The sequence below is a fragment of the Dactylosporangium sp. McL0621 genome (assembly GCF_049995355.1).
Classification (GTDB): Bacteria; Actinomycetota; Actinomycetes; order Mycobacteriales; family Micromonosporaceae; genus Dactylosporangium.
Window position 1 is genome coordinate 443,185 of sequence record NZ_CP188259.1, and the last position, 22,283, is coordinate 465,467.

A 22,283-nucleotide genomic window follows, 5' to 3' on the forward strand; every position below is an offset into this window, starting at 1 on the left:
GCTGAAGTGCGGATCGAGTGCCGTCACCGATGGATATCGGTCACGGACGCGACGTGACCGCCGCGAGCAGGTCGGTCAGCCGCTGGCGCATCCGGGTCTGCGCGTGCGGGATCAGCGCCAGCGCCTCCTGCCACACCCGCACCGCGGTGTCCTGGTCGCCGGCGGCGGCGAGGGCTTCGCCGAGCAGCGCCAGCACCTCAGCGGCCGCCGCCGGCGCCGAGGCCTCCTGATAGGCGACGGCCGCCTCGCGCCAGCAGTCAACCGCCTGGCCCAGCTCCTGGCGGGCGAAATGCACCTGGCCGAGCACCTCCCACGCCTCGGCGACGCCCAGCTTGTACTGCGCTCCGCGCGACAGCGCCATCGCCTGCTCCGCGCGGCGCACGGCATCTTCCTGCCGGCCCAACTCGGCGTAGCTCGCGGCCATGATCACCAGGACGTCCGCGAGCAGTTTGTCGTGTCCGGCCACCCATGGCCCGGACGCCGTGGACAGCGTCCGGACGACCTCCTCGTGTCGCCCCTGGGCACGCAGAATCATCGCCCGGTTGATCCCTGCCCGAGTCATCTCGCCGTGCAAGCCGAGCCGGGCGAGCAGCTCGACCGCCTGATCGAGATGCCCGACCGCGGTCTCGTGCTCGTGCCGGAAGTAGGCCGCCCCGGCCAGGCTGCGGTGCACCCGGGCCTGCCCGACGAGGTCGCCGGCGACCCGGGCGGCCTCGAGGGCCACCTCGCCGGTTGCCGTCCAGTCGGCCCACCGGCCGCTGCGTTCGAAAAAGTGCTGCATGCCCAGGGCAAGCTGCCAGGCCTCGGTGTGCCGGCCCTGCCGAGCGGCCCGGCCCACGAGCGCGATCAGGACCTGCCGCTCGGCGGTGAACCAACGCATGGCGTCGCCGTGATCGGCGAAGCGTAGCGGGGTCTCGCCCGGCCCCGGATCGATCATCGGGTGGTCCTCGGAGGTCAACAGCCTTCGATGCGCCTGATAGCCGGTGGCTCGGTAGAACTGCAGGCACCGCAGCTCCGCGGCGGCGCGCTCGGCCGGGCTGTCGTTCTCCTCGCCGAGCTCCATGGCATAGGCCAACAGCAGGTCGTGGGTGCGGTAGCGGCCGGGCAGGTCCTCGTTGATCAGGTGCGCGCGGCTCAGCTCGCCGAGCTGTGCCCGCGCGCTCCGCAGCGGGACGCCGGCCAGGCCCGCCGCCCCGGCGATCGGGATGTCGGGGCCCGGATGGAGCGGCAGCAGGCGGAAGAGCCGGGCGGCCGGCGCGGAGAGTGCCTGGTAGGACCAGGAGAAGGCGGCACGCAAGCCGGTCTGCGGGTCATTGCCGTCGAAGCCGTCCAGGCTCCCAGGCGCTTGGGCCAGCTCGGCGGCGATCTGTGCCGTTGGCGTCCGCGGCAGGCTCGCCGCGCGAGCGGCCACCACGGCCAGCGCGAGCGGCAGCCGCCCACAGCCGGCGATGATGGCGTCGATCGCGGCCGGGTCCGCCGCGAGGCGGCCGGCGCCGAGCGGCCCCAGGAGCGCCGCGCGGGCCTCGTCGACGCTCGGCAGGCCGATCGGCAACGGGTGGGCGCCGGCCGTGGTCAGCAGAGTGCTGAGCCGGCTGCGGCTGGTGACGATCACCAGACAGCCGGGACTGCCCGGCAGCAGGTGCCGGATCTGCTCGGCGTCCCGACAGTTGTCGAGCACGATCAGCAGGCGCCGGCCGGCAAGGCGGCTGCGGTAGATGCCCGCCTGGGCGTGCAGCTCGGCGGGGATGCCCTCCTGGGGCACCCCGAGCGAGCCGAGGAAGCCGCGCAGCGCCTCGGACGGGCTCATCCTCGGCTCCCGCCCGTCGTATCCGCGCAGGTCGACATACAGCTGCCCATCCGGGTACCCGGCGGCGAACTCGTGGGCGAGGTGGACGGCAAGGGCGGTCTTGCCGATCCCGGGCATGCCGTCGATCGCGAGCACAGTCGGCCCGCCCGGGCGCGCGGTCGCCGCGCGGGCCTCGGCGATCAGGTCGTCCCGGCCGCTGAAGAAGGGCAGGTCAGGGGGCAGCTGCGCGGGCCGGGGGAGTGGCGGCGGCGACTTGGTGGGCGCCGACCCGGTGCGCTGGTGCAGCAGCCGGTCGTACGCCTCCCGCAGCTCCTCGCCTGGATCGATGCCCAGGTCGTCGGCGAGCCGGCGGCGCACCGCCTGGTACAGCTCGACGGCCTCTGCCTGGCGGCCGTCGGCGGCGAGCGCCAGCAGCAACCGGCTCTGCAGCGACTCGTCGAGCGGGTGCTGCTCGGCTGCCTGCCGCAACGGCGCCAGTACCGCGCTCAGCCGGCCGCATTGTTCGGCCGCGTCGGCGGCCTCGCGCACGGCGCGGGCGCGTTCGGCCTCCACGGCGAGAAACGCGGGATGCTGGCGGGAGGCCGGTTCCAGGCCCGAGGCGCACCGGCCGCGCCACAGCCGCAGCCCGTCGAGGAAATGCCGCAGCGCCGACTCCGGGTCGCCGTCCTGCAGATGCCGATCCGCCAGCCGGCTCAGTGACCGGAACTTCAACAGGTCAAGGGATTCCTCGTCGGTGTGCAGGCGATAGCCCGAGAGCTCCCGGAGGATGTGCCGGCCCGCCGATCGGGTGGGCAGGCCGGGCTCAAGCAGCCGCCGGAGCATCCCGACGTGCCGGTGCACGACGTTCGCGGCGCTGGCCGGAGGATCCTCGTCCCAGAGCAGGTCGACCAGCTCGGCCGAGGAAACTGGTGAACCAGCCCGAGCCAGCAGCAACGCGAGCACCAGGCGCTGCTGACGGGCGCCAAGATGCAGTTCGGCGCCGGCGCGGACCACTCTGACCGAGCCGAGTACCGAGAAGCTGATCGTCTCGTCCGCCTCCGTCCGCACACCGGCAACCGTAACCGGCCGATCCGCCGTCCGATTCCTGCGACCGCAGGCCCAAGGGCGAGGCGGGTCTCCGGGACACGGCCCAAGCTCATTCGTGCTCAGGCGCCCACGTGCCCGGTATCGTGCGCCCTCGGAAGGTCCGTGTCGTTGACCCGGGTGCGGAACTGGCGGCGGTGGACGTACTCGACCTTGGTGGTGGAGAAGGTGGCCTCGGCGGCGGCGTTCTCGAAGCACGAGCCGACCCTGCCCATCGACTGGCGCACCTTCCATCGGACGCAGGCCCGGGCGAGCTCGGCTGAGGTGTGCCCCGTCCGGATGAAGGATCACTCCGGCGAGATCGCCGACGCGGCTTCGTCGTGGCGACCGGTGCCTGACGGCCGTGGCTGTCGACCGTGATCCACGACTTCACGATTTCTCGCGTCGCCGGTAACCGGCGACCGACTGTCCCGGCGTCGTACAGGTCATGACAATCGACTGGACACTCCGCCCGACCCACGGGCGGGGAGCGTGTCAGATGCTTCCGGTGGCGCCTGTTCGGTTCACCCCGCCCGTCGACCTGCACAATGCTGCCGCGGCCGGCAGCCGTCGTGCGGTTCCGGTCACCTTCACCTCGCCGACCGGTGCGCCGTGAAGCAACTGCCGGTGGAATTCGCCTTCGACGAAGGTGCCACCCGGCGGACGGTGCCGCGCGCGGCCGGCGGCCAGGCCGTCGTGAGCGACCCCGCGGCCGGTGCGCGGTTCGTGTCCCTCCGGGCACACGCCACCGACTCCGGCGGCTCCATCGTCCGCCGGACCGTGCTGCCCGCCTACCGGATCGCGGCGTCGTGAAGAACATCGACCGGGATTTCGAGGCGTTCGTCCAGTCCCGCGCCCATGCCCTGCTACGGGTGGCCTACCTCCTTGTCGGCGACGAGCAACTTGCGCAGGATCACCTCCAGGACGTGCTCATGCGGATGTACCAGCGGTGGCCGCGCGTCCAGCAGGAACCCGACCGGTACGCGCGAGCGGCCCTGATCAACCGGACAACCGATCACTGGCGCCGGCGTAGTCGGCGCCGCGAAGCCTCGATGCCCGACGGACTCACGGTGGTGGCGGCCGACGACACGGCCGCGATGATCGGTCGGCGAACCGTCCTCGACGCGCTGTCCGTCCTGACCGCGCGGCAGCGCGCCGTCATCGTGCTGCGCTACCTCGAGGACCTACCGGTGGCCGAGGTGGCGGCCATGCTGCGCTGTTCCGAGGGGGCAGTGCAGAGCCATGCCGGTCGCGGCCTTGCGAAGTTGCGCGAGCTCCTCCCAAGCCTTTCCGCCGCGTTGAACGGAGACTCCCATGTCTGAGCTCAGCGAGCGAGACGATGAGCACCTGCGTGTGATGCTGCGTGAGACGACCGATCACCTGCGTCTGCCCGAGCGGCTCACGGACACCGTCCGGACCGGTGCGGTGCGCCGTACCCGCCGCCACCGCGCGCTCGGGGCCGGGCTCGGTATCATCGCCGTGACCATGGCCGTGACCGCCGTGGCGATGCGGCCCGGGTCGGACGACGGGCCGACGACCGCGGCGGTCGTTGCGAAGACCTCGCCCACGCCGCGTGGCACTCTGCCGGACAAATGCCTCCTGCACGTGCTGGCGACCCCGGCGGACGGCCAGTTCAGCTCCGTGACCGGCGGCGATCCGTCCGGTCGGTACCTGCTGACTCGCAGCAGCCAAGGTGCGGCGAAGCAGATCAGAATCTGGACCGGTGACTCGTCGCGCGTGGTGGCGATGACCGGCGAGGATGCCACGTTGTATGACGTCAACACTGCCGGGACCGCGGTCGGTTCCAGCTTCGTCAACGACTCGCCGACTGCCTGGCTGTACCGTAACGGCGCCGTCCAGCGGCTGGCCGGTGACAGCGTCAGCGCGAAGGCGATCAACAGCGGCAACCTCGTGGTCGGCCTCCGGGTGTCGGGCCCCGGTCTGGAGCAGCCCGTCGTCTGGCGAGCGCTCGACCGGCCGGCGGAGCAGCTACCGCTGCCCGACGGCGCCCTCGGCGGCAGGGCCGTCGACGTCGCCGATGACGGCACCATCGTCGGCGTGGTGCACCTCCCGGGCGGCGCGAACCAAGGTTACGTCTGGCTGCCCAACGGCGAACACCGGCAGCTGCCGCCGCCTGTGGTCGCAGGTCGCCAGGCCGCGGCTTACTGGCCGACCAGCATCCACGGCACCGTCATCGACGGCACCGCGGACGTCGCCTTCGATCAACCGAAACGGCGAGCTATGGAGCCGGTGATGTTCGACTTGACGACCGGCACGTTCACCGCCTTCCCGGAGGACCTCGTGGAGTCGGTGGGTAACGGCCGCGGAATCCGGGCGGGCCAGGGCGACGGCGGGGCGGTGCTGTCCGACGGCCGGCGGCACGTGAGGCTGGACCAGCTAGCTACGCAGACCGGCGCGCCCACCGGCGTGCCCACCGACGCGCCCACCGCTCCCAACCTGGTGCCGACGGTCGTCTACATCAGCGACGACGCCCGTACGCTCGCCGGCCGGGCCGCCGACGCGAACGGCCTGACGAAAGCCGTCGTCTGGCGCTGCCAGTAAGCCTGTGGCGCACTGAGTGCGGCGGCGTCGAGGTACGACGCCGCCGCGCCTCCGTTCCACCTGCTGCCGATCAGTTCAGCGGAAGCGGCCCCGGATCAGGCCGTGGTGATCGCGGTGACGGTCAGCGTGGCGGAGTACAGGCCGGGCTGGGTTATGCCTGCGGCTGCGGATCGTTGGTGGCCAGCGTGTTGCTGCCGTCCGTCGAGAACGTCGGGTTGTTGCAGGTTCGGACGGTGTCCACGGTCGTGGTGGGCACCTGCGCCCCGGGGACCTTGCGCAGCTGCTCGAAGCCGGCCAGCACCAGGTTGATCGGCAGCGCCGAGTAGCCCAGCGCGTTGACCTGGGTCTGCCCTTGGCACAGCGCGCGCTTGCCGAAATCGCCGAGAGTGAAGCCCTTGGCGGTGGTGAAGCCGAACTCCGTGGTGGTCGGCAGAATCATGTACGAGTAGGAGGACAGCTCGTACGTGCGCGGGTCCGGGTTCGTGTAGACGTCGGAGAGATCCTGGGTGAGATAGGTGGCCCGAATGCTGGGGTCCATGTTGATCTTCGCCCGGAGCAGCGACACGGCGACGTGGCCCGCGGTGGGTTCGGTGTAGTAGCCGGCGGCGTTGAGCATCTTGGCGACCGGAAAGCCGGGTCGTCCCACCGGTCAGGACGCCGGTGAATATCTTGGCGATGTTCTTCCCGGACAGCCGCAGGTTGGTCACCTGGTGACCGCCGACGCTGAGGTTGTACATGAAGGCCGTACCACCGGCGGTGTCCGGCATGTACGCGCTGCCGCGCTGCGGCGGCGGGACGCAGTCGCCGCCCGCCGCCGCGCCCTCGATGACTCCGCGGGCGAGAGAGTGCAGCTCTCTGGCCGCGACCAGGTGCTGCACCTGTCGCCTGGTCGCACCGAGGCGCTCGGCTACCGCGGCGACCGCGACCAGGCCAGGTCGGCTGCCAGCGGAATCACCATTTTCTCGTTCCTGAGTGCATCCCCGCGTCGATCCAGGGCACTTAGCCGGCGGCGGGCCCGTCAGTTCCCGAACAGGTCCCGCCGGCCGCTCATGTCCGGAAGTCAGCGGCGCGCAGCGCGGGGTCACCGCCTGGCCATGCTGACGAGGTGGCGCCGTTCGTTAGCGGCTGCGACGTAGCGTTGCGGGTGGGTATGACCATTGCTGGCTTCCTTGCGCTGAGGTACACGAAAGAGGAGGGCACTATGGCCTTCGAGAAGATGAAGGAGTCCGCCAAGCGTGGCCTGGCGACGAGCCGGGCGCGAATGGATGAGACGCGGGCCCAGCGGCAGCGCGACAAGCTGCTGCACGAGCTCGGCGAGTCCAGCTACGCCGAATACACCGGCCATGCGACACACGAGGCCGTGGCCAGCAAGCTCCGCGTTCTGGATGACTTTGAGCAGAAGCTTCGCGAGAAGCAGGAGTGGCAGGCGAGAGACATCATGCACCCGGGAGCCGAGTGCGTCGACGAGAACGAGACCGCTGCGTCCGCCGCGCGGATGATGCGCGATCTCGGCGTCGGTTCCCTGCCGATCTGCGGCGCGGACGACCGGCTGCACGGCATCATCACCGATCGCGACATCGTCGTGAAGTGCGTCGCCGAGGGCCAGGAGGCCGGCCAGGTCAAGGTGCGTGACCTGACCCGTGGTGAGTTGGTCTGGGTCGACGCCGGCGCCGACGTCAACGAGGTGCTGCGTCAGATGGAGGGCCACCGGGTCAAGCGGCTCCCGGTCATCGAGAACCACCGCCTGGTCGGCATGATCAGCGAGGCCGACCTGGCTCGCAAGCTCGACGAACACCGGCTCAGCGAGTTCGTGGGGAAGGTCTACGCGACGTCCTGACCCCTTGAACCCGTTGAACCCACCCGCGGCTGCCGCGGACGTGACATCTGTCGGCCGTGGCAGGGCGGGGGCCGGCCGGAGTATCCGGAGGCACTGGTGACGATTGCTGTGTCCAGCCCGGTTTTCAACGAGGACGACCAGATTCCTCGGCGGTTCACGTGCGATGGCGTCGACGTGTCACCGCCGCTCAGCTTCACCGGACTGCCGGAGCAGACCGCTGCGCTGGCCGTGCTCGTCGAGGACCCCGACGCCCCCAGCGGTACCTTCACGCACTGGGTCATGTGGGGTATCGATCCTGGCCAGTCAGGCCTGGGTGAGGGCGAGGTGCCGACGAGCGCCGCGCAGGGCACGAACGGCTTCGGCAGGCGGGCGTACGGCGGGCCGTGCCCGCCCCGTGGCCGGTCACATCGGTACATCTTCGAGGTACTCGCCCTGTCCGAACCGCTCCGCCTTGCCGAGGGAGCGTCGGCTGTCGACCTGCGGCGGGCGACGGCGGGCAAGGTGTTGGCCTCGGGCCGTCTCATCGGCCGCTATCAGCGACACTGAACCCGCATCGACCGGATCGGCAGCCGCCGCGCGGCCCGGCGTGTGCCTCGCAACCCATGGGCCGGCGGCCTGCTGGCCGACGACCCGCGCGAGGCGTCGGGTCAGTCCCGCTCGCTATTGTCGTCGGGGGTCGGCAGGTTCGCCGCGAGCTGGTCGACCGGGGTGAGCACCGCCGTGTACCCGGTGCCGGTGAGTGTGCCGTCCTGGTGCAGTTGGTGGAGCCGGTCGACCAGGCTCGCCACCTCCGCTGCGGCGCTGTCGGCGTTGCCGCGCTTGAGGTCGCGGGCGAGGTTGTCGAGCCGGCGGTTCAGCTCACGCGCGGTACCGCTGTCCAGACCGCCGTCAGCGGCCTGCGCCTTCACAGCGGCACGGGCCGCGGCCAGCGTCGCCCCTGTCGTATCACTCGTCGTATCGCTCGGTGTGTCGGTCGGCGCTGTGCTCGACGGGTCGGGCGGTGTGTCACTCGGCGCCGCGCTCGAGGTGTCCGCGGTCGGCAGCGACTGCGTCGTGTCCGCGGGGGTGGGCGCCGCGGCCGGGTGGTCGGACCGGCTCGGGAGTGTCCCGAGCGCGAGCGCGAGCACGACGGCGGCGACCGCGCCGAGCGCCGCCAGTGCGATCCCGGCCGAGCGGCCCCGTCGCCGGGCGGCTGGTGCGGGCGGCTCGCCGAGCACGGGCAGGCTGCGCGTTGCCGGCCGCACCGCGGCGCGGCCGCGGATCGGCGCCTCGCCCCCAACTGCGGCCGGTCCTTCGCCACGCGCGAAAGCGGCCGGTCCGGCGTCGTGCGCGAGCACAGCCGTTGCGGCCCCACCGGTCCCGCCGGCCAAAGCCGTGCGGACCTGCGCCGCGCTCGCCGGCCGGTCCGTCGCGCGTTTGGCCAGCAGCGCGCCGACCAGCCCGGCGAGTTGTGGCGGCAGGCCGGGCCGCAGGACCGCCACCGGTACCGCCGCCTGGTGCACCTGCTGCAAGGCGATCTGCACCGGCGAGTCGGCGATGAACGGCGGGCGGCCGGTGAGCATCGCGTACAGCACGCAGCCCAGCGCGTACAGGTCGGTCCGGGCGTCCACGGGCTCGCCGAGGACCTGTTCCGGCGCCATGTACGAGCTGGTGCCGAGCACGGTGGCGGGGGCGGTCAGCGAGGTCTGCGCCCGGTCGGTGATGCGGGCGATGCCGAAGTCGCAGACCTTCACCCGTCCCTCGTCGCCGATGAGGATGTTGGCCGGCTTCACGTCCCGGTGGACCACCCCGGCGTCGTGCGCGGCCGCCAAGGCGTCGCACACCTGCTCGGCGATGCGCACCGCACGCTGCGGATCCAGTGGGCCCGCGGCCAGCTCGTCGGCGAGGCTGTGCCCCTGGACCAGCTCCATCACAAGGTACGGCGTACGGTCGTCGACCCCCACGTCGTACACGGCCACGATGTTCGGGTGCGACAGCCGCGCAGCGGTGTGCGCCTCACGCTCGAACCGCTCCGGCAGCGACGGATCGGCGCCGCCGTCGTGGTGCAGCATCTTCACGGCCACACCTCGGCCCAGCCGCCCGTCGACGGCCAGCCACACCTCGGCCATGCCGCCCCGGCCGATGACCGATCGCAGCTCGTACCGGCCGTTCAGCAGACGCCCTACCATCGCGCTCAACCATGACACAACCGCCCGGCTCAACCCGCCGGTACGTCACAGTACGTCACGGTGGCCGAGCGCCCGGTGTCGTCACGGAACACATCAGTCAGCCCCGCGCGGCCGCCTTGCGCAGCAGCACTCGCCGCCGCTCTTACCGCACGAATCGAACGCGCCGGCGCGGTCGGCGGCGGCGAGTCCGACGCGGGCCAGCCGTTCGTGGCCGGACGGAGCTGGCGGAGCCAGCCGACCGCCGCACGCTACGGCGGAACCGCATCATTGAGGTGATCCCGACGGCGGCAAGTTGTGCTGCACGCATCGCGGTACTAGCGCACGGTCGTCGACCCCGGGTGTTCATCGGCGCGGAAAGCGGGCACCTGCGGACCCATGAAGACTGCACTGCGCAACGTCCGCGTGTTCGACGGCAGGCAACTTCTTTCGCCCGGAACGGTGGTGCTCGACGGCGACCGCATCGGTTCGGACGCCTCGGGCGCCAAGATGGTCGTCGACGGCGCGGGGGCGGTGCTTCTGCCCGGGCTGACCGACGCCCACCTGCACCTCGACGGGCGGTCCGCGCTCGAGCGGCTGGTGCGCTTCGGGGTGACCACCGCCCTGGACATGGCCAACGCCCCGCCGGAGTTCATCGACTCGATGCGCGGGAGTCGCGGGCTTACCGACATTCGCAGCGCTGGCACGGCCGCGCTCGCCCCGGGCAGCGTCCACTCGCACATCCCGGAGATCGGCGAGCGCGGCCTGATCCGTACCGCTGGCGAAGCGGAGCGGTTCGTGACCGAACGGTTCGCCGAGGGCTCCAACTTCCTGAAGATCCTGATCGATCTGCCCGGGCCCAGCCCCGACCGGGCCACCGTCGCCGCGCTCGTCACCACCGCGCATAGGCTCGGGCGGCTCGTCGTGGCGCACGCCCTCTCGTACGAGGCCGCGGAGGTGGCGCAGGCGGCCGGGGTCGACGCGCTCACCCACACGCCGCTGGACCGGCCATTGGACCGCACTGCGGCGGACCGGATGGCGGCCGCGGGCCGGTTCCTGATCCCCACGCTGGTCATGATGGAGGCGTTGACGGCGCCGTCGACGTCCTCGGAGATGCTGGCCGAGTGGGCGATGCCCGGCGCAACCTTCGACAGCGCGCGGGCGAGCGTCGCCGCCGCGTACCGCGCCGGCGTACCGGTCCTGGCCGGCACTGACACCAACACGGATGCCGAGGCGCCGGGGGACTTCACGTTCGGCGACAGCCTGCACCACGAGCTGGAGCTGCTCGTCGACGCCGGCCTCAGCACCATCGACGCGCTGCGCGCCGCGACGGTGCTGCCCGCCGAACACTTCGGCCTCACCGACCGTGGCATCGTCGCGCCGGGCCGCCGGGCCGACCTGGTGCTCGTCGACGGCGACCCGCTGCACGACATCCGCGCCGTGCGGTCGATCAGCCGCGTCTGGTGCGGCGGCATCGAGCGCACCCCGGCCCGCCTGGCCAAGCAGTCGTAGTGCGGCGCATGTGGTCCAAACGTTGCGGACCGACATACGCACGCTGGGCGGCGGCAGCGCCGGTCAACGGCGGTGCCGATGGGGCCGACAGTTCGTCACCTCGCAAACGTCGGGCCTCCGCCGCAGGCTGACGCAGAAATCTGTCACTTTCACGACACTCCGCGGAATCGAAGTAACCCAAGCGAGCTGGCGTACGCCCTTTCCAGCAGACACGGCGTCCAGGCGGTGGTGGACATGGTGGCCCATCTGGTGGCGTTCTCAGCAGGCGGCTGGGTGCGCTGCGATCCTGCCCTGTGACGGGGATCCGTCAGCATCCTCACAAGGGGACTGCCATGAAGGACTACCCCACACCCGCAACCCGGAACGAGGCCCTCGTACTCATTGAGCAGCACATCGAGCGGGACGGGTTTTGCGAGGGTTGCCTGACCTCGTGGGCACGGCTGACCTCGTTCCCGTGCCGGTACGTGCAGTCGGCCTACCGCATCCTCGCCGATGCTCCCGCCGCCGGCGAGGGCGCCGACCCGGCCATCGGCTCCTGATCACTTCCCCAAGACCGTTGCGGATTGCGCCAAGCGTTGATCCGTCGGGTCAGGAGCGGCAGGAGCAGTCAACGTCGTCCGCCACGGTCCACCTGTCCCTCGACACCGTTGCAGTCCCACAGCCGGACTCTGCCGTTGTTGTTATTGTTGCCGGCGCTGCCATCGAGACACAGGCCGGCGACACCGGTGATCCTGGCGGTGCGGGCCAACACGGGGAGGCCCCGTCGGGCTGGGCAAGGTCGGACTGGGCAACGTCGAGAATGGGACGGTATTTTCTCGCCCGGCGTCGTCCGGCGCCCCTCGACCTGGGCAGACTTGCACCGGCGACCGCTGGTCGTCATCGCTCCGCGCGGCAAGATTGATCGAGCGAGCAGAAAGTCCACTGTGGATAGTACTGACGCCGGGTTGTCCGTGGGCGGGTTTCACGCGTGGCGACGGGCGGTTACGTCGAGGACTCACCTGCAGGTGACGGCCACGCCGCCGGCAGAACCAGTGCCTCGCGAAGCCTTTCGTAGACTCGCAGAGACGTAGAGCGGATGCGGCCCGGCGGCGCACGCCGGGCCGCATCGCACGCGCTACGCGGCGGTGAAGGGCACCTTGGTCCAGCTGAGCTGCTGGCCATGGTGGTTGACGGTCACGCGCAGGTAGTCGTTGGCGTTGTTCGACCCGTCGACGGTGATCCGGGTCAGGTTGGTCAGCGGCTGGGTGACGCCGTAGAACGCGAGCCAGGACGAGCCGGTGGCGAGCGGGTGGTCGGCGTTGAACACGTGGCTGTCGCCGTTGAACAGGTACACCTGCCCGTCGAACGCGGCGGACTCACGCACGATCGCCGCGACGATCGGCTGGAAGCCGTAGTAGTTGGCCCACGACGGGTTGGGCACGGTCGGGTCGAACATGTCGGCCTGGGTCAGCAGTACGACGGAGCGTTGGTGCCTGCGCTGGGCCTCGGCGAACGCGTCGTGGATGTGCTGAATGGCGGCGGCGGTACGGTTGAGCACCTCGGCGGTCTGTTCCGGGGTCGCCGACGTGTTGCCGGTCCAGGGCGCGAGGCTGTTGTTGCTGCCGACGATGTGTACCGCGGCGAACTCGACACCGGCGGCGCTCCAGCGGACGTTCTCCGGAATGCCCCAGTCGGCCTGCGAGTCGACGTGTGCGCTGCGCTGGCCGAGGGTGCGGCCGGGCTGCGCGAAGAACAGCTGCCGCAGTTTCGCGAGCCGGTCCAGAGGGTTGTAGGGCCCGTTGTTCGGCCGGTGGCAGTCGGTCCACTCGTTGTCGCCGATTGTGTAGACCAGCGGATCCTTGAACTGGTCGAAATCCTGCTTGATCAGCTGAAAGTAATCGTCACTGCAGACGGTTGACCCGCTCTTGATGTCGCCGAGGTGGTTGACCCATTGCACGTCCCGATCGGCGTTGATCTGCGCGATGTTGGCCGGGAATCGAGCGAGCGCGGCGTCGCCGTACGGGATGTCGCCGATGACGGCGAACGTGTAGCCGTCGTCCTGTGAAGCCGCCGCGGGGGTGCTGAGTGCGGCGACGGACAGCATCCCGGCGACGGCCAGGGCTCCGACTCTGGCGAGGTTCAGTCTTTTCATGCCGGCTCCTGGTGACTCAACGTCGTTGAATTGTTACGCCCGGCGCGGCCGGGCATACACTTTCATCCAACTCGGAGCATGTTTGCCGTGTGTACTCACCAGCTTTCGGCAGGCTGACGACTGCGTGAACGCTACGTCCGGACTTCGGAGCCTTGCCCGGAACAACGGCCCGCTGATGCGAGCCGGTATGGATATCCCAGCATCAGCGCTGGACGCTTGCCGCGAGGCGGTTCTCGGCATCCATGCACCGGCAATGGACCCTCCCCCGCAAACGGAGCAGAATTCAGCCACTCGCCGATACAACGTCGCCTTCGTTGCGCCGATTTGTGCTATCCGTCAGATTGCTCTCATGACGCTCGCCGCGCTCGGCGCTGTGAAAAGCGCGAAACGCGGATGGTCACCGATTCAGCAATTTCAGGCCTTGTCAGCCGAACTGGCCGGAGGGTCGCACGACGAGCTGGTTCACGTCCACGCCCTCGGGCTGGTTGACGGCGAACACGATCACGGTGGCGATCTGCTCGGCGGTCAGCGTCGGCGCGGCCTGAGGCGTGCCGCCGCGCTCGGTCCAGAACGGGGTGTCCACCACGCCCGGCGCGACCAGCGTGACGCCGACGCGGTCCTTGGCCACCAGTTGCCGGACGTTCTCGACCAACGCGTGCGCGGCCCACTTGGTGACGGAGTACAGGTTCCCGGGCGTGTTCCTGATCCCCGCGACCGAACCGACGACCACGATCCGGCCCTTGGACTCGCGCAGGTGCGGCAGCGCCTCGCGCACCAGCAGCGCCGGGCCGAGGACGTTCGTCAGGACCATGGCACGCATCGCCTGGGGGTCGTGGTCCTCCAGGGTGCCGGGCAGCGAGTAGCCGGCGTTGGCGATCACCGTGTCCAGCCGGCCCCACCGGTCGACGACCTGACGCACGGCCGACGCGACGTCGTTCTCGTCGGCGGCGTCACCGGCGATCGTCAGCAGCTGCTCCCCGGCGTCGACGGAGGTGGCGAAGGCAGCCAGGCGGCCGGCGTCGCGACCGGTGACCGCCACCAGGTCACCCTGCTCGAGCAGCGCCCTGGCCGTTGCTGCACCGATGCCGCTCGAACCGCCGGTGATCAACGTGACGAGTTCCATGGGGCCTGAGGCTACTACGGCTGATCATCGGGACCGCGCCGTACACGGCCACCGGATCGCGGTATCAGGGGCCGTAGACGCACCGGACGAGCGGCCGTCACGCCCAGCGCGCTCGGGGCGATCGAGCAACTGTCGACCACCGACTTCGCGGAGTACGGAGTGACCGGCCGAGTGCTGGACGGCCTGCGCGCTCGGTTTGCGGAGTGGCGTAACAAGCTGACCGAGAGCAACCGGAGGGTAAGACGCGCGGGAGCGGAAGAGGGCACCGTCCACTATGGATCTGACCGCGCTCGACGCGTGCTCCGCCGTTTCTGGACGCCGCCTCGCCGTCTCGGACGCGGCCCGCCAGGCTGGATCGGAATACGGACAAGACCGCACTAAATTGTACCGAAAATACTCGTAAAAACGGACATAACTCGCCTTGTAATCGGAAGGTTGGGGCCTCGACTCATTCGCGGCTTCCTCGATCGAGCCCGAGCTCTGACTAATATGATGCTTTCCGATCTGGGGGCCATGATGCTGGAAAAGCTCGACACCGGGACCGTGCATCCGGCCCGGCGTTACAACTACTGGCTGGGCGGCAAGGACAACTTCGCCGTCGATCGGGAGTCTGGCGATCTGCTGGCGAAGTCCTACCCAGCGGCCCGGATCGCCGCCCGGGCCAACCGCGCGTTCCTGCAACGGGCGGTGCGGTACCTCGCCGTCGAAGCCGGCATCCGCCAGTTCCTGGACATCGGCACCGGACTGCCGAGCGCCGACAACACGCACGAGGTCGCGCAGCGCATCGCCCCGGATGCTCGGATCGTGTACGCCGACAACGATCCGATGGTGATGGCGCATGCTCGGGCCTTGTTGACCAGCACGCCTGAGGGGCTCACCCGGTACATCGAGGAGGACCTGCGCGAACCCGAGCGAATTCTCGCCCACGCCGACCTGGTCGAAGCGCTCGATCTCGATCGGCCAGTCGCGTTGATGCTCGTCGCGGTCGTACATTTCCTGTCCGACCAGGCGACCGCGCGCAATGTCGTACAGACGCTGATGGGTGCGCTGCCGTCGGGTAGCTATCTTGCGATGTCATGCGCCACCAAGGACTTCCTCACGCCGGAGCTGGCCGCCAACTGGGACGAGACGTTGCGCACCGGCAAGTCCGATGTTCATCCGCGCGACCGGGCCGCCTTCGGCGAGTTCTTCGCCGGCCTTGACCTCGTCGAGCCGGGCATCGTCGCGGTGGGAGAGTGGCGGCCGGACCCGGACGCCGAAGAGAAGCCGTTGCCGGTCAATGCCTCGATCTTCGGCGCGGTGGCAAGGAAACCCTGAGGGAGACGCGCGAGGTTCCCCGGAGATCTGGAGCTCGCAGGAACGCGTGCGCGCCACCTGTGATCAGTCAGTTCGGGCTGGATCTCGGCTGCGTCGGCGCGACCGGTCGCATCGATCATGTAAGGGTCATTCCGATGTGGCCGGTGCAATCCGTCTCGTTGTTGTAACCGTTGATGACATGGGCAAAAGACAGCCCATACCCGCGCCCTTCGGCGCTACCACGTTGGGCGGCGGTCAAGCCGACTGAGCGCGCGTTCGTCTGGACGATCACCCAACGCGCCGAGCGCCACGAGGCGATGCCGGTGTTCGGCGTTCCCGACGGGCCGCCAGACTGAATCGGCCACGGTTTGTTGGGCGGCTAGTTCGTTCCGTACGGCAGTGGCCACCGGCGTTGTCGGCGGGCGGCGCCGGAGGAGATGGTGCAGGCCGTCTTCACGCGTCCGGTCGGGCAGGAAGAACAGCACCGGCCAGGCGGGACCGCCCTGCGCCACCAACTCGCCGTATCGGTCGGCCTTGTCAGCCAGGACCGACAACGACTCGGTGCCGCGATCGTATTCGAGGAAGAACGCCACCCGACGTTTGCCCTCCACGAAGACACCGTGGCCGTCGGCACGCACGCGGTGCATGCTCACGGCGCCGAATCGCAGCGGTTCGCAGCACTGCACCTCGGACCACCAACGCAGCAGAGCAGCGTTGTCGTGATGACGTGCGTAGACGATGAGGTCGGCGAAGAACTGGTTGACGCCGAGCGTGTGCTGCAGCTGCCGATTGGTCGCGATCCGCCGCCGCTGCTCGGCGACCGTCGACGGGCGTGGCGTTGGGTCACCGCGTCGGGCGGCGATCACCTCGGTGCCGAGCCGATCGAGCACGTAGTGCCATCCGACCTGGGGCGACTGAAGGAGTCGAAATCGCTCCAGCATGCCGAGGCGGTACAGCCGCAACAGGCGTTCCTGCGCGGCGGAGCGCGAGTTGAACACCATGGCGGCGATCTGGCCGATGGTCAGAACCTGGTGGTCGTAGAGCCACTCGAATACCTGGAGATCGCGTTCTGTGCAGAATGCCAGTGCCGCGAGGACGCGGTCGGCGTTGGTGCGGGTCATCTCTGCCTCCGGGCTGTGGGCGCGGTGTTTCTTGTGTCACCCACTAATGGCTTCGAAAACCCGCCCCTCACCAAGGGCGAATGCGCAGTCCACCCAACACAGTCAACGGTTGGGCCAACACCGCCCTGCCTCCTTATCGATGTGGCAGTCCGTGCCCAACGCTGTTGGCCGAGCCGGGCAACGCGACAGTCGCTGTTGAACCAACAGCGACGCCAGCAGCCGGCTCGCGGTCAACAGGTCCGCGTCGACCGTTGCCGAAGTGCCGGTTCGCTGTTGAGCGTTGATGCTCGTCGTGTTGTTCGTTGACCCAACACCGCTCACCGTCGGCCAACGGGACGTTGGGTGCGTTGCCGCTATACCCAACGGCGCTCCAGCCACAAGGGCCAACTGCGGACCTGTTGGGACGCTGTTGGCCGGAGCAATACGTGTTGGCCAGCCAACGCCAGGTATTCGTTGATGAGACACCGAATCGAACGTCAGCCGAGCCGCTGCTTGCGAGACGGCGGCGTAGCGGCCGGCGATCGTCAGTCGAGTGTCCGGCCGCGGCAGTGGCAACACCTTCGGCGGGATCGGCTCTACGGCGCGGCTGGGAGACGACCGCCCACGGAGAGGACGAGTCGAATCAGGTCGAGCCGCGGCCGAAACCTCGGTCCCGAGGCCGGTCATCGGTCCGGCCGGCCCCTAGGCGCCGTGCGGCCGGGGTCTGGCCGGTGCGCTTCGGCACAACAGCCCAGCTGGATGCCGTATCACCGGTTCAGTACAAATCCCGACTCGTTCCAGATGGGGAACTCCGTACGGGGGAAGGGTGCGGGATCCGTGGTTCAGACGGTCGACGAGCTCGCTGAGGTCCTTGAAGCTCCTGTTCGTCTGCAGCGCCGAGCCGGCTGCCGTGTTGGGTGGCTCGGTTAAGGTTGAGGTCTCATTTCAGAGCACTCTTAAGCAGCGCACCGGGCCATCTCTTACCCGCGACCGTGGTCGTAGCCGCCCACCCGCCTCCTGGCCGGTCGGTCTTCGCCACCCGCAGGCGCTTCGCCCCACTCCCCGGAGTTCGCACCGCCAAGCGTGGTCGCATCGCGGCCTCGCCGAATGCCGTGCTCAGACCATCTCGGCCAAGGCGTGCTGCGCCGACTCCGCCGAAGTGCGCGGGAGAATGATTTCGTGGCCGCCGACGGGCTCGGCGAGGAACCATGCTTCTGGCACCGGGCAGTCCAGCTTCGCCAAGGTGACGTATTCGCCGGAGCCGTCCGGGTCGGCAGCTCGATGAAGGTACAGGACCGTTCCCGGTTCGCCGCTGTCGATCACGAACGGTTCAGAACGGTGCAGCGGTTCCATCGCCTCGTCCATCGCTGTGCACGCCGTCGGTGAACACCAGTCCGGATGTTGGATCTGTTCGGTCATCGTGCCTCCACTGCCATCGGACGGGAGCGGCGACCGTATTGCCGCAACCGATGACTGACCGTTCGCAACTCGTTCATACTCGTCCACACTCGTCCATACTCGCCCTGCGTCGATTACGGACAGGTGGCGAGACTTAACGTCGTGCGCATGGTCGATCCCGACGGCCCCACGCCCTCTATGTGCAGCTCGCAGACCTGATCGAGAAGATGATCCGCGACGGCTCGATCCCGCCGAACCGGCCGATTCCGTCGGAGACAACGCTGCAGCAGCAGTGCGGCGTGGCTCGTGGCACCACGCGCAAGGCGGTCGAGATCTTGCGCGACCGTGGGCTTGTGTTCACCGTGCACGGCAAGGGCATCTATGCCGTGGAGAACCCTCCTCCGGCGAGCTGAGCTCCGGCGGTCTGCCATTCGCCGGAGGCTGCATTTGCTCCCGAAACGGGGTTCTGGCGGCGATTGTCCATAATGGATACTCGGTAACACCGTGATCGATGGTGGGTCTACGATCCCCGGTGCCCTGGCGGTATGCGCCGCTCCGGGATTCGGGGAGGAAACACCCATATGGCACGCGTAGGCAGGATTTTGCTGTCCGCTGGCGTCGCGCTCGTAGTCGTGGCAACCACCGCACAGCCCGTGCACGCTCTGGCCGAGCCGGTCAGCCTCAGCCCCACCAAGTGGGCCTGGACCGACTCGCGCAATCCGTCGGCCAGCTTCGTCAACCAGGCCGGGGACCTGCCGGTCGGCACGTCGCTCGATGGCGCCGGTAAGGCGCACACGCGGCGGTCGTACGTCACCTTGGACCTCACCGGGCTCAAGGGTCAGGCCGTCCACCTGGCGACCCTGAACTCCAGTGAGACCAACGTCACCGACTGCAGCGCCGCCGCGAGCGTTGAGCTCTGGCGGACGTCCACGATCAAGGACAACGCGGCGTGGAATCGGGCTCCACAGGAGATTGAGCGGCTCGGGCAGGCGGCGCTCGGGGCTGGGAGCTGGTCCTGCCCGAGTGGCTTCGGGTTCGATCTCACCGAGGCGATCGGGGTCGCCGTCGCGCGCGGGGACAAGGCGCTCACCGTTGAGCTGCGCATCGCGGCCGCCTCCGAGGGCGATCAGCGGCTCGGGCGGTCGGTGCAGCCGCCGCGGATCGGGGTCAGCGGCAATCATTTGGCGGTCGCGTCCGAGCTCAAACTGCAATACCCGGACGGCGCCTGTGGTACCGCGGCCAAGCACCCGACCGCGGGGTCGTATTCGACCTTTGCCGCCAAGGTTACCGACGCCGACGCCGGCGATCCCACCAACGCGATCTTCGCCGTCTGGGATGCCGACCATCCGGAGCAGCGGCGGGAGTTCAGCGGGGGGACCTACGGCGGGGGCGTCTTCCAGGCGTCGACGGACCTCAGCGGGTACGCCGACGGGACCCTGGTCGCCTGGAGCGCTCGGGGCTACGACTACACCGACTACGGGCCGTGGGCGAAGACCTGCTACCTCACCGTGGACAAGACCGCGCCCGCGCATGAGCCGGGGGTTGCCTCGAAGCAGTACCCGGCCGGCAATGTGCCGTCGGGCGGGCCCGGGGTGGCCGGACGGTTCCGGTTCGACGCCGGCGGGGACCCCGACGTGGCCGCGTTCTACTGGCGGGACATCGTCGGGCACACCGGGGTCGTGAAGGCGAACCGGTCCGGCGGGGGCGTGCTCGAGTACACGCCGGACACGTCGGGGCTCGCGTCGCTGTACGTGACCGCCGTCGACGCGGCCGGGAACCGCGGGCCGGAGAAGAACTACCGGTTCTTCGTGCGCAACACCTCGCCGTACGGGGCCGTCGACGTGGCCGGGGTCGGGCTGCCGAGCACGATCGACCTGACCGCGCCGGCGAGCGAGACGACCGTGATGTCGTACCAGCTGCCCGGGGCGGCCGAGGTCAAGCTGCCGGTGACCGGCGGCAAGGCGAGCGGGCCGATCACGTTCACCCAGGTCGGGTACGTCGACATCGCGCTACGGGCCTACAAGGGCACGAAGATGATCGGGCAGAGCAAGCTCTCGGTCTCGGTCAGCGACGAGCCGGCGGTGCAGTCGGCCGAGTTCGACGTGTTCACCGACCAGGTCGAGGGCAAGACCGGCTCGTTCACGTTCAAGCCGCGCCGGTCCGGGGTGGTGGCCTACCAGTACGTCATCGGCGACGGCAGCGGGCGGGTCGACGCCGGTGCGGACGGCAGTGCCGTGCTGCCGTACACCGCGGACACTCCCGGGTTCTTCAACATGCTGGTGAGCTCCGTGTCGGCCGACGGGACCGTCTCGCAGCAGGCGCAGTACTACTTCTCGATCATCCCGGTGCGGCCGCACGTCTACGCGTGGGGCCAGTCGGACTCGCCGCGGCGCGACGGCGTCGGGATCTCGCAGCGGATCGAGTTCGACAGCCAGCTGCCGGACCTGACCGGGTTCGTCTACAGCTTCGACGGCGGCCCGGAGACCTCGATCTCCAGCAACGGCAACACCTACGCCTACATCGACGTGACGCCGGCGCACGCCGGGGACACCACGGTCGTCGCGCGGGCGGTGCGGGCCGACGGGAGCCGATCGCCGGAGACGCGGTACACCTTCCAGGTCTTCTCCGGTCCGATCGTCACCTGGGCGCCGGCCGGGGACGTCGTCATCAACCACCCGGTGACGGTCACGTTCAAGGCCGCGCTGCCGGGCGCGACGCAGTTCCGCTACACGCTGCCGAACGGCGCCGAGGACCTCACCGTGCCGGTGGGCGCGGACGGCACGGCGACGGTGACGTACACGCCGCTCTCGCCGGGGCTGGACACCATCCTGGTCCGCAGCGTCGGCGCCGACGGCACGGAGTCGGAGCAGCGCCGGCAGTACATCATCGCCAAGGACGACAAGGTCACCGTCTACGGCGCGTGGAACGAGTACAACCCGACGGGCGGCGCCGGCATCCCGGGCAACGTGGGCTTCTACTCGCAGCTGGTCCCGAACATCGTGGAGTACCGGTACCACCTCGAGGACGGCCCGGTCATCGCCGTGCCGCCGACGCCGGACAGCACCACGACGTACACCGAGATCACGCCGACGCACAACGGGCTGAACACGCTGTACGTCCAGCAGGTGCTCCCCGGCGGCGAGCTCTCGCCGGTCACCGAGTACCGCTTCCTCGTCGGCACCGCGACGAAGGTGGTCTCGGCGCAGTACGCGCCCTACGTGTGGGGCGGCGGCGCCGGGGTCGAGGGCACGTTCGAGTTCACGGCCGGCACCGACGGCGTCGTGTCCTTCGACTACCAGTTCGACTACGGCGACACGAAGAACGTCGCGGCGGTGAACGGCCACGCCACGGTGGCGTGGACGCCGTCGGAGGCGGGCTCGCACAACCTGGTCGTCACCGGCCGCCGCGCCGACGGCAGCACGACCGACCAGACGTCGCAGTACCTGCTCGTGCAGTACTGACGCCCGCGGACGCTGGGGCCGGGGGCTTCCCTCGGCCCCAGCGCCGGCTGTACTGCCGGCAGCAGCCGAGATCAGATTCGTTTCGCGCGTTCAATATCCTGCGGGCACGCTCTCGCTATCGGGCAGCCGACGCAGGCTGGGGTCCGGCGGTAGTTGTCGAGCCGTCGCCGGTCCGGCGGGATCTAACGCCTGAGGCAAGGTAGCTAAGCGCGGACGCCGCGCAGGAGGTTGTGTACCAGGGCGCGGGCGAAGTCGTCGGTCAAGGGCTGGTCGGGCATCATGCGGCGGTACAAACACGCGCCCCACAGCTGGTCGATCAGGACCTCCGGGTCGGCGTCGGGCCGGATCTGCCCGCGCTCCTGGGCGGTGTGCAGTGCGGCCAGGCCCGCGGCGCGGCGGGGGGTCGAGTATGAGCGGTGCAGTACGGCCGCCAGTTCGGCGTCGGTCTGGGCCGCGCCCACCAGCTGCCCGATGACTCGGCCGGCGGGCGTGTCGCGCAGTAACGCGACGTACGTGAGCAGCTGCGTCGTCAGGTCATGCTCGATGTCGCCGGTGTCGGGTACGGACAGCGCTCTATCCACCGACGCGGCGTAGCCCTCCAGTGCAAGTGCGCCCCGCGACGGCCACCACTTGTAGATCGTCATTTTGCTCGCGCCGGCCAGTGCCGCGACCCGTTCGATCGTGAACGACGCCATGCCCTCGGTCAGCAGCAGGTGTCCGGCCGCCGCGAGGATTTCGGTTCGTACCTGCTGGCTCGGCCTTCGTCCCCGTCCGCGGCGGGGTGCGGCGTCCGTCGAGTCGTTCACACCGACCATGCTGCCCGAGTGGACGCACCGTACACAACGTGCTT

Annotated in this window: 19 protein-coding genes; 10 read left to right on the plus strand and 9 right to left on the minus strand. The window is 69.6% G+C overall.

Going from position 1 to position 22,283, the window contains the following annotated elements; all coding sequences use genetic code 11:
- Positions 1-40: 40 nt before the first annotated feature.
- Together ACPPVO_RS02055 and ACPPVO_RS02060 are read right to left on the minus strand one after the other, a co-directional pair.
- Positions 41-2,854 (minus strand): AfsR/SARP family transcriptional regulator, encoded by a 2,814-nt coding sequence (locus ACPPVO_RS02055; RefSeq protein WP_426509575.1) that lies wholly within the window; start codon positions 2,852-2,854, stop codon positions 41-43.
- A 98-nt stretch (positions 2,855-2,952) separates the two neighbouring features.
- Positions 2,953-3,105: a hypothetical protein gene (locus ACPPVO_RS02060; protein WP_426509577.1), complete on the minus strand. Its 153-nt coding sequence runs from the start codon at positions 3,103-3,105 to the stop codon at positions 2,953-2,955.
- Positions 3,106-3,496: 391 nt separating this feature from the next.
- Between ACPPVO_RS02060 and ACPPVO_RS02065 the strand changes: the two genes are divergently transcribed.
- Genes ACPPVO_RS02065 through ACPPVO_RS02075 form a run of 3 tightly spaced genes read left to right on the plus strand, consistent with a single transcriptional unit; the run spans position 3,497 to position 5,431 of the window.
- On the plus strand, positions 3,497-3,682 hold the full coding sequence (locus ACPPVO_RS02065; RefSeq protein WP_426509578.1) for a hypothetical protein: 186 nt from the start codon (positions 3,497-3,499) through the stop codon (positions 3,680-3,682).
- A complete protein-coding gene (locus ACPPVO_RS02070) occupies positions 3,679-4,191 on the plus strand; it encodes a SigE family RNA polymerase sigma factor (protein ID WP_426509580.1) in 513 nt (170 codons plus the stop codon). The genes ACPPVO_RS02065 and ACPPVO_RS02070 overlap by 4 nt, the downstream gene beginning before the upstream one ends.
- On the plus strand, positions 4,184-5,431 hold the full coding sequence (locus tag ACPPVO_RS02075) for a hypothetical protein (RefSeq protein ID WP_426509581.1): 1,248 nt from the start codon (positions 4,184-4,186) through the stop codon (positions 5,429-5,431). The genes ACPPVO_RS02070 and ACPPVO_RS02075 overlap by 8 nt, the downstream gene beginning before the upstream one ends.
- A 151-nt stretch (positions 5,432-5,582) precedes the next feature.
- On the opposite strand, the gene ACPPVO_RS02080 is transcribed toward ACPPVO_RS02075, so the two are convergent.
- A complete protein-coding gene (locus tag ACPPVO_RS02080; protein WP_426509583.1) occupies positions 5,583-6,047 on the minus strand; it encodes a hypothetical protein in 465 nt (154 codons plus the stop codon).
- 585 nt (positions 6,048-6,632) lie between these two features.
- Here ACPPVO_RS02080 and ACPPVO_RS02085 point away from each other — a divergent pair.
- Positions 6,633-7,268 carry a CBS domain-containing protein gene (locus ACPPVO_RS02085; RefSeq protein ID WP_426509584.1) on the plus strand — a complete coding sequence of 212 codons (636 nt, stop codon included), beginning with the start codon at positions 6,633-6,635 and terminating at the stop codon, positions 7,266-7,268.
- Between the two features lie 96 nt (positions 7,269-7,364).
- A complete protein-coding gene (locus ACPPVO_RS02090; protein WP_426509586.1) occupies positions 7,365-7,814 on the plus strand; it encodes a YbhB/YbcL family Raf kinase inhibitor-like protein in 450 nt (149 codons plus the stop codon).
- Between the two features lie 101 nt (positions 7,815-7,915).
- Here the strand turns inward: ACPPVO_RS02090 and ACPPVO_RS02095 are convergent, their stop codons facing one another.
- Positions 7,916-9,436, minus strand: coding sequence for a protein kinase domain-containing protein (locus ACPPVO_RS02095; RefSeq protein WP_426509588.1), 1,521 nt, complete (start codon positions 9,434-9,436; stop codon positions 7,916-7,918).
- Positions 9,437-9,811: 375 nt separating this feature from the next.
- Between ACPPVO_RS02095 and ACPPVO_RS02100 the strand changes: the two genes are divergently transcribed.
- Both ACPPVO_RS02100 and ACPPVO_RS02105 read left to right on the plus strand, forming a co-directional pair.
- Positions 9,812-10,924: an amidohydrolase family protein gene (locus ACPPVO_RS02100; RefSeq protein WP_426509590.1), complete on the plus strand. Its 1,113-nt coding sequence runs from the start codon at positions 9,812-9,814 to the stop codon at positions 10,922-10,924.
- Between the two features lie 332 nt (positions 10,925-11,256).
- A complete protein-coding gene (locus tag ACPPVO_RS02105; protein WP_426509592.1) occupies positions 11,257-11,463 on the plus strand; it encodes a hypothetical protein in 207 nt (68 codons plus the stop codon).
- Between the two features lie 575 nt (positions 11,464-12,038).
- Here the strand turns inward: ACPPVO_RS02105 and ACPPVO_RS02110 are convergent.
- Positions 12,039-13,055, minus strand: coding sequence for a hypothetical protein (locus ACPPVO_RS02110; protein WP_426509593.1), 1,017 nt, complete (start codon positions 13,053-13,055; stop codon positions 12,039-12,041).
- A 424-nt stretch (positions 13,056-13,479) separates the two neighbouring features.
- Positions 13,480-14,178 (minus strand): SDR family oxidoreductase, encoded by a 699-nt coding sequence (locus tag ACPPVO_RS02115; RefSeq protein ID WP_426509595.1) that lies wholly within the window; start codon positions 14,176-14,178, stop codon positions 13,480-13,482.
- Positions 14,179-14,667: 489 nt separating this feature from the next.
- Between ACPPVO_RS02115 and ACPPVO_RS02120 the strand changes: the two genes are divergently transcribed.
- On the plus strand, positions 14,668-15,495 hold the full coding sequence (locus ACPPVO_RS02120; RefSeq protein ID WP_426509596.1) for an SAM-dependent methyltransferase: 828 nt from the start codon (positions 14,668-14,670) through the stop codon (positions 15,493-15,495).
- Positions 15,496-15,710: 215 nt separating this feature from the next.
- On the opposite strand, the gene ACPPVO_RS02125 is transcribed toward ACPPVO_RS02120, so the two are convergent.
- Together ACPPVO_RS02125 and ACPPVO_RS02130 are read right to left on the minus strand one after the other, a co-directional pair.
- Complete coding sequence (locus ACPPVO_RS02125) at positions 15,711-16,595, minus strand: replication-relaxation family protein (RefSeq protein WP_426509597.1); 885 nt, start codon at positions 16,593-16,595, stop codon at positions 15,711-15,713.
- A gap of 1,095 nt (positions 16,596-17,690) precedes the next feature.
- The gene (locus tag ACPPVO_RS02130; protein WP_426509599.1) at positions 17,691-17,993 is read right to left on the minus strand and encodes a hypothetical protein; all 303 of its coding nucleotides are present in this window, start codon (positions 17,991-17,993) and stop codon (positions 17,691-17,693) included.
- A gap of 179 nt (positions 17,994-18,172) precedes the next feature.
- Here ACPPVO_RS02130 and ACPPVO_RS02135 point away from each other — a divergent pair, with 179 nt between their 5' ends.
- Both ACPPVO_RS02135 and ACPPVO_RS02140 read left to right on the plus strand, forming a co-directional pair.
- Positions 18,173-18,385 carry a GntR family transcriptional regulator gene (locus ACPPVO_RS02135; protein ID WP_426509600.1) on the plus strand — a complete coding sequence of 71 codons (213 nt, stop codon included), beginning with the start codon at positions 18,173-18,175 and terminating at the stop codon, positions 18,383-18,385.
- Between the two features lie 219 nt (positions 18,386-18,604).
- Entirely contained in the window at positions 18,605-21,433 is a 2,829-nt protein-coding gene (locus ACPPVO_RS02140) for a hypothetical protein (RefSeq protein WP_426509602.1), read from the plus strand.
- A 203-nt stretch (positions 21,434-21,636) separates the two neighbouring features.
- Here ACPPVO_RS02140 and ACPPVO_RS02145 read toward each other — a convergent pair whose 3' ends face one another.
- Positions 21,637-22,239, minus strand: coding sequence for a TetR/AcrR family transcriptional regulator (locus ACPPVO_RS02145; protein WP_426509604.1), 603 nt, complete (start codon positions 22,237-22,239; stop codon positions 21,637-21,639).
- Positions 22,240-22,283 lie beyond the last annotated feature (44 nt).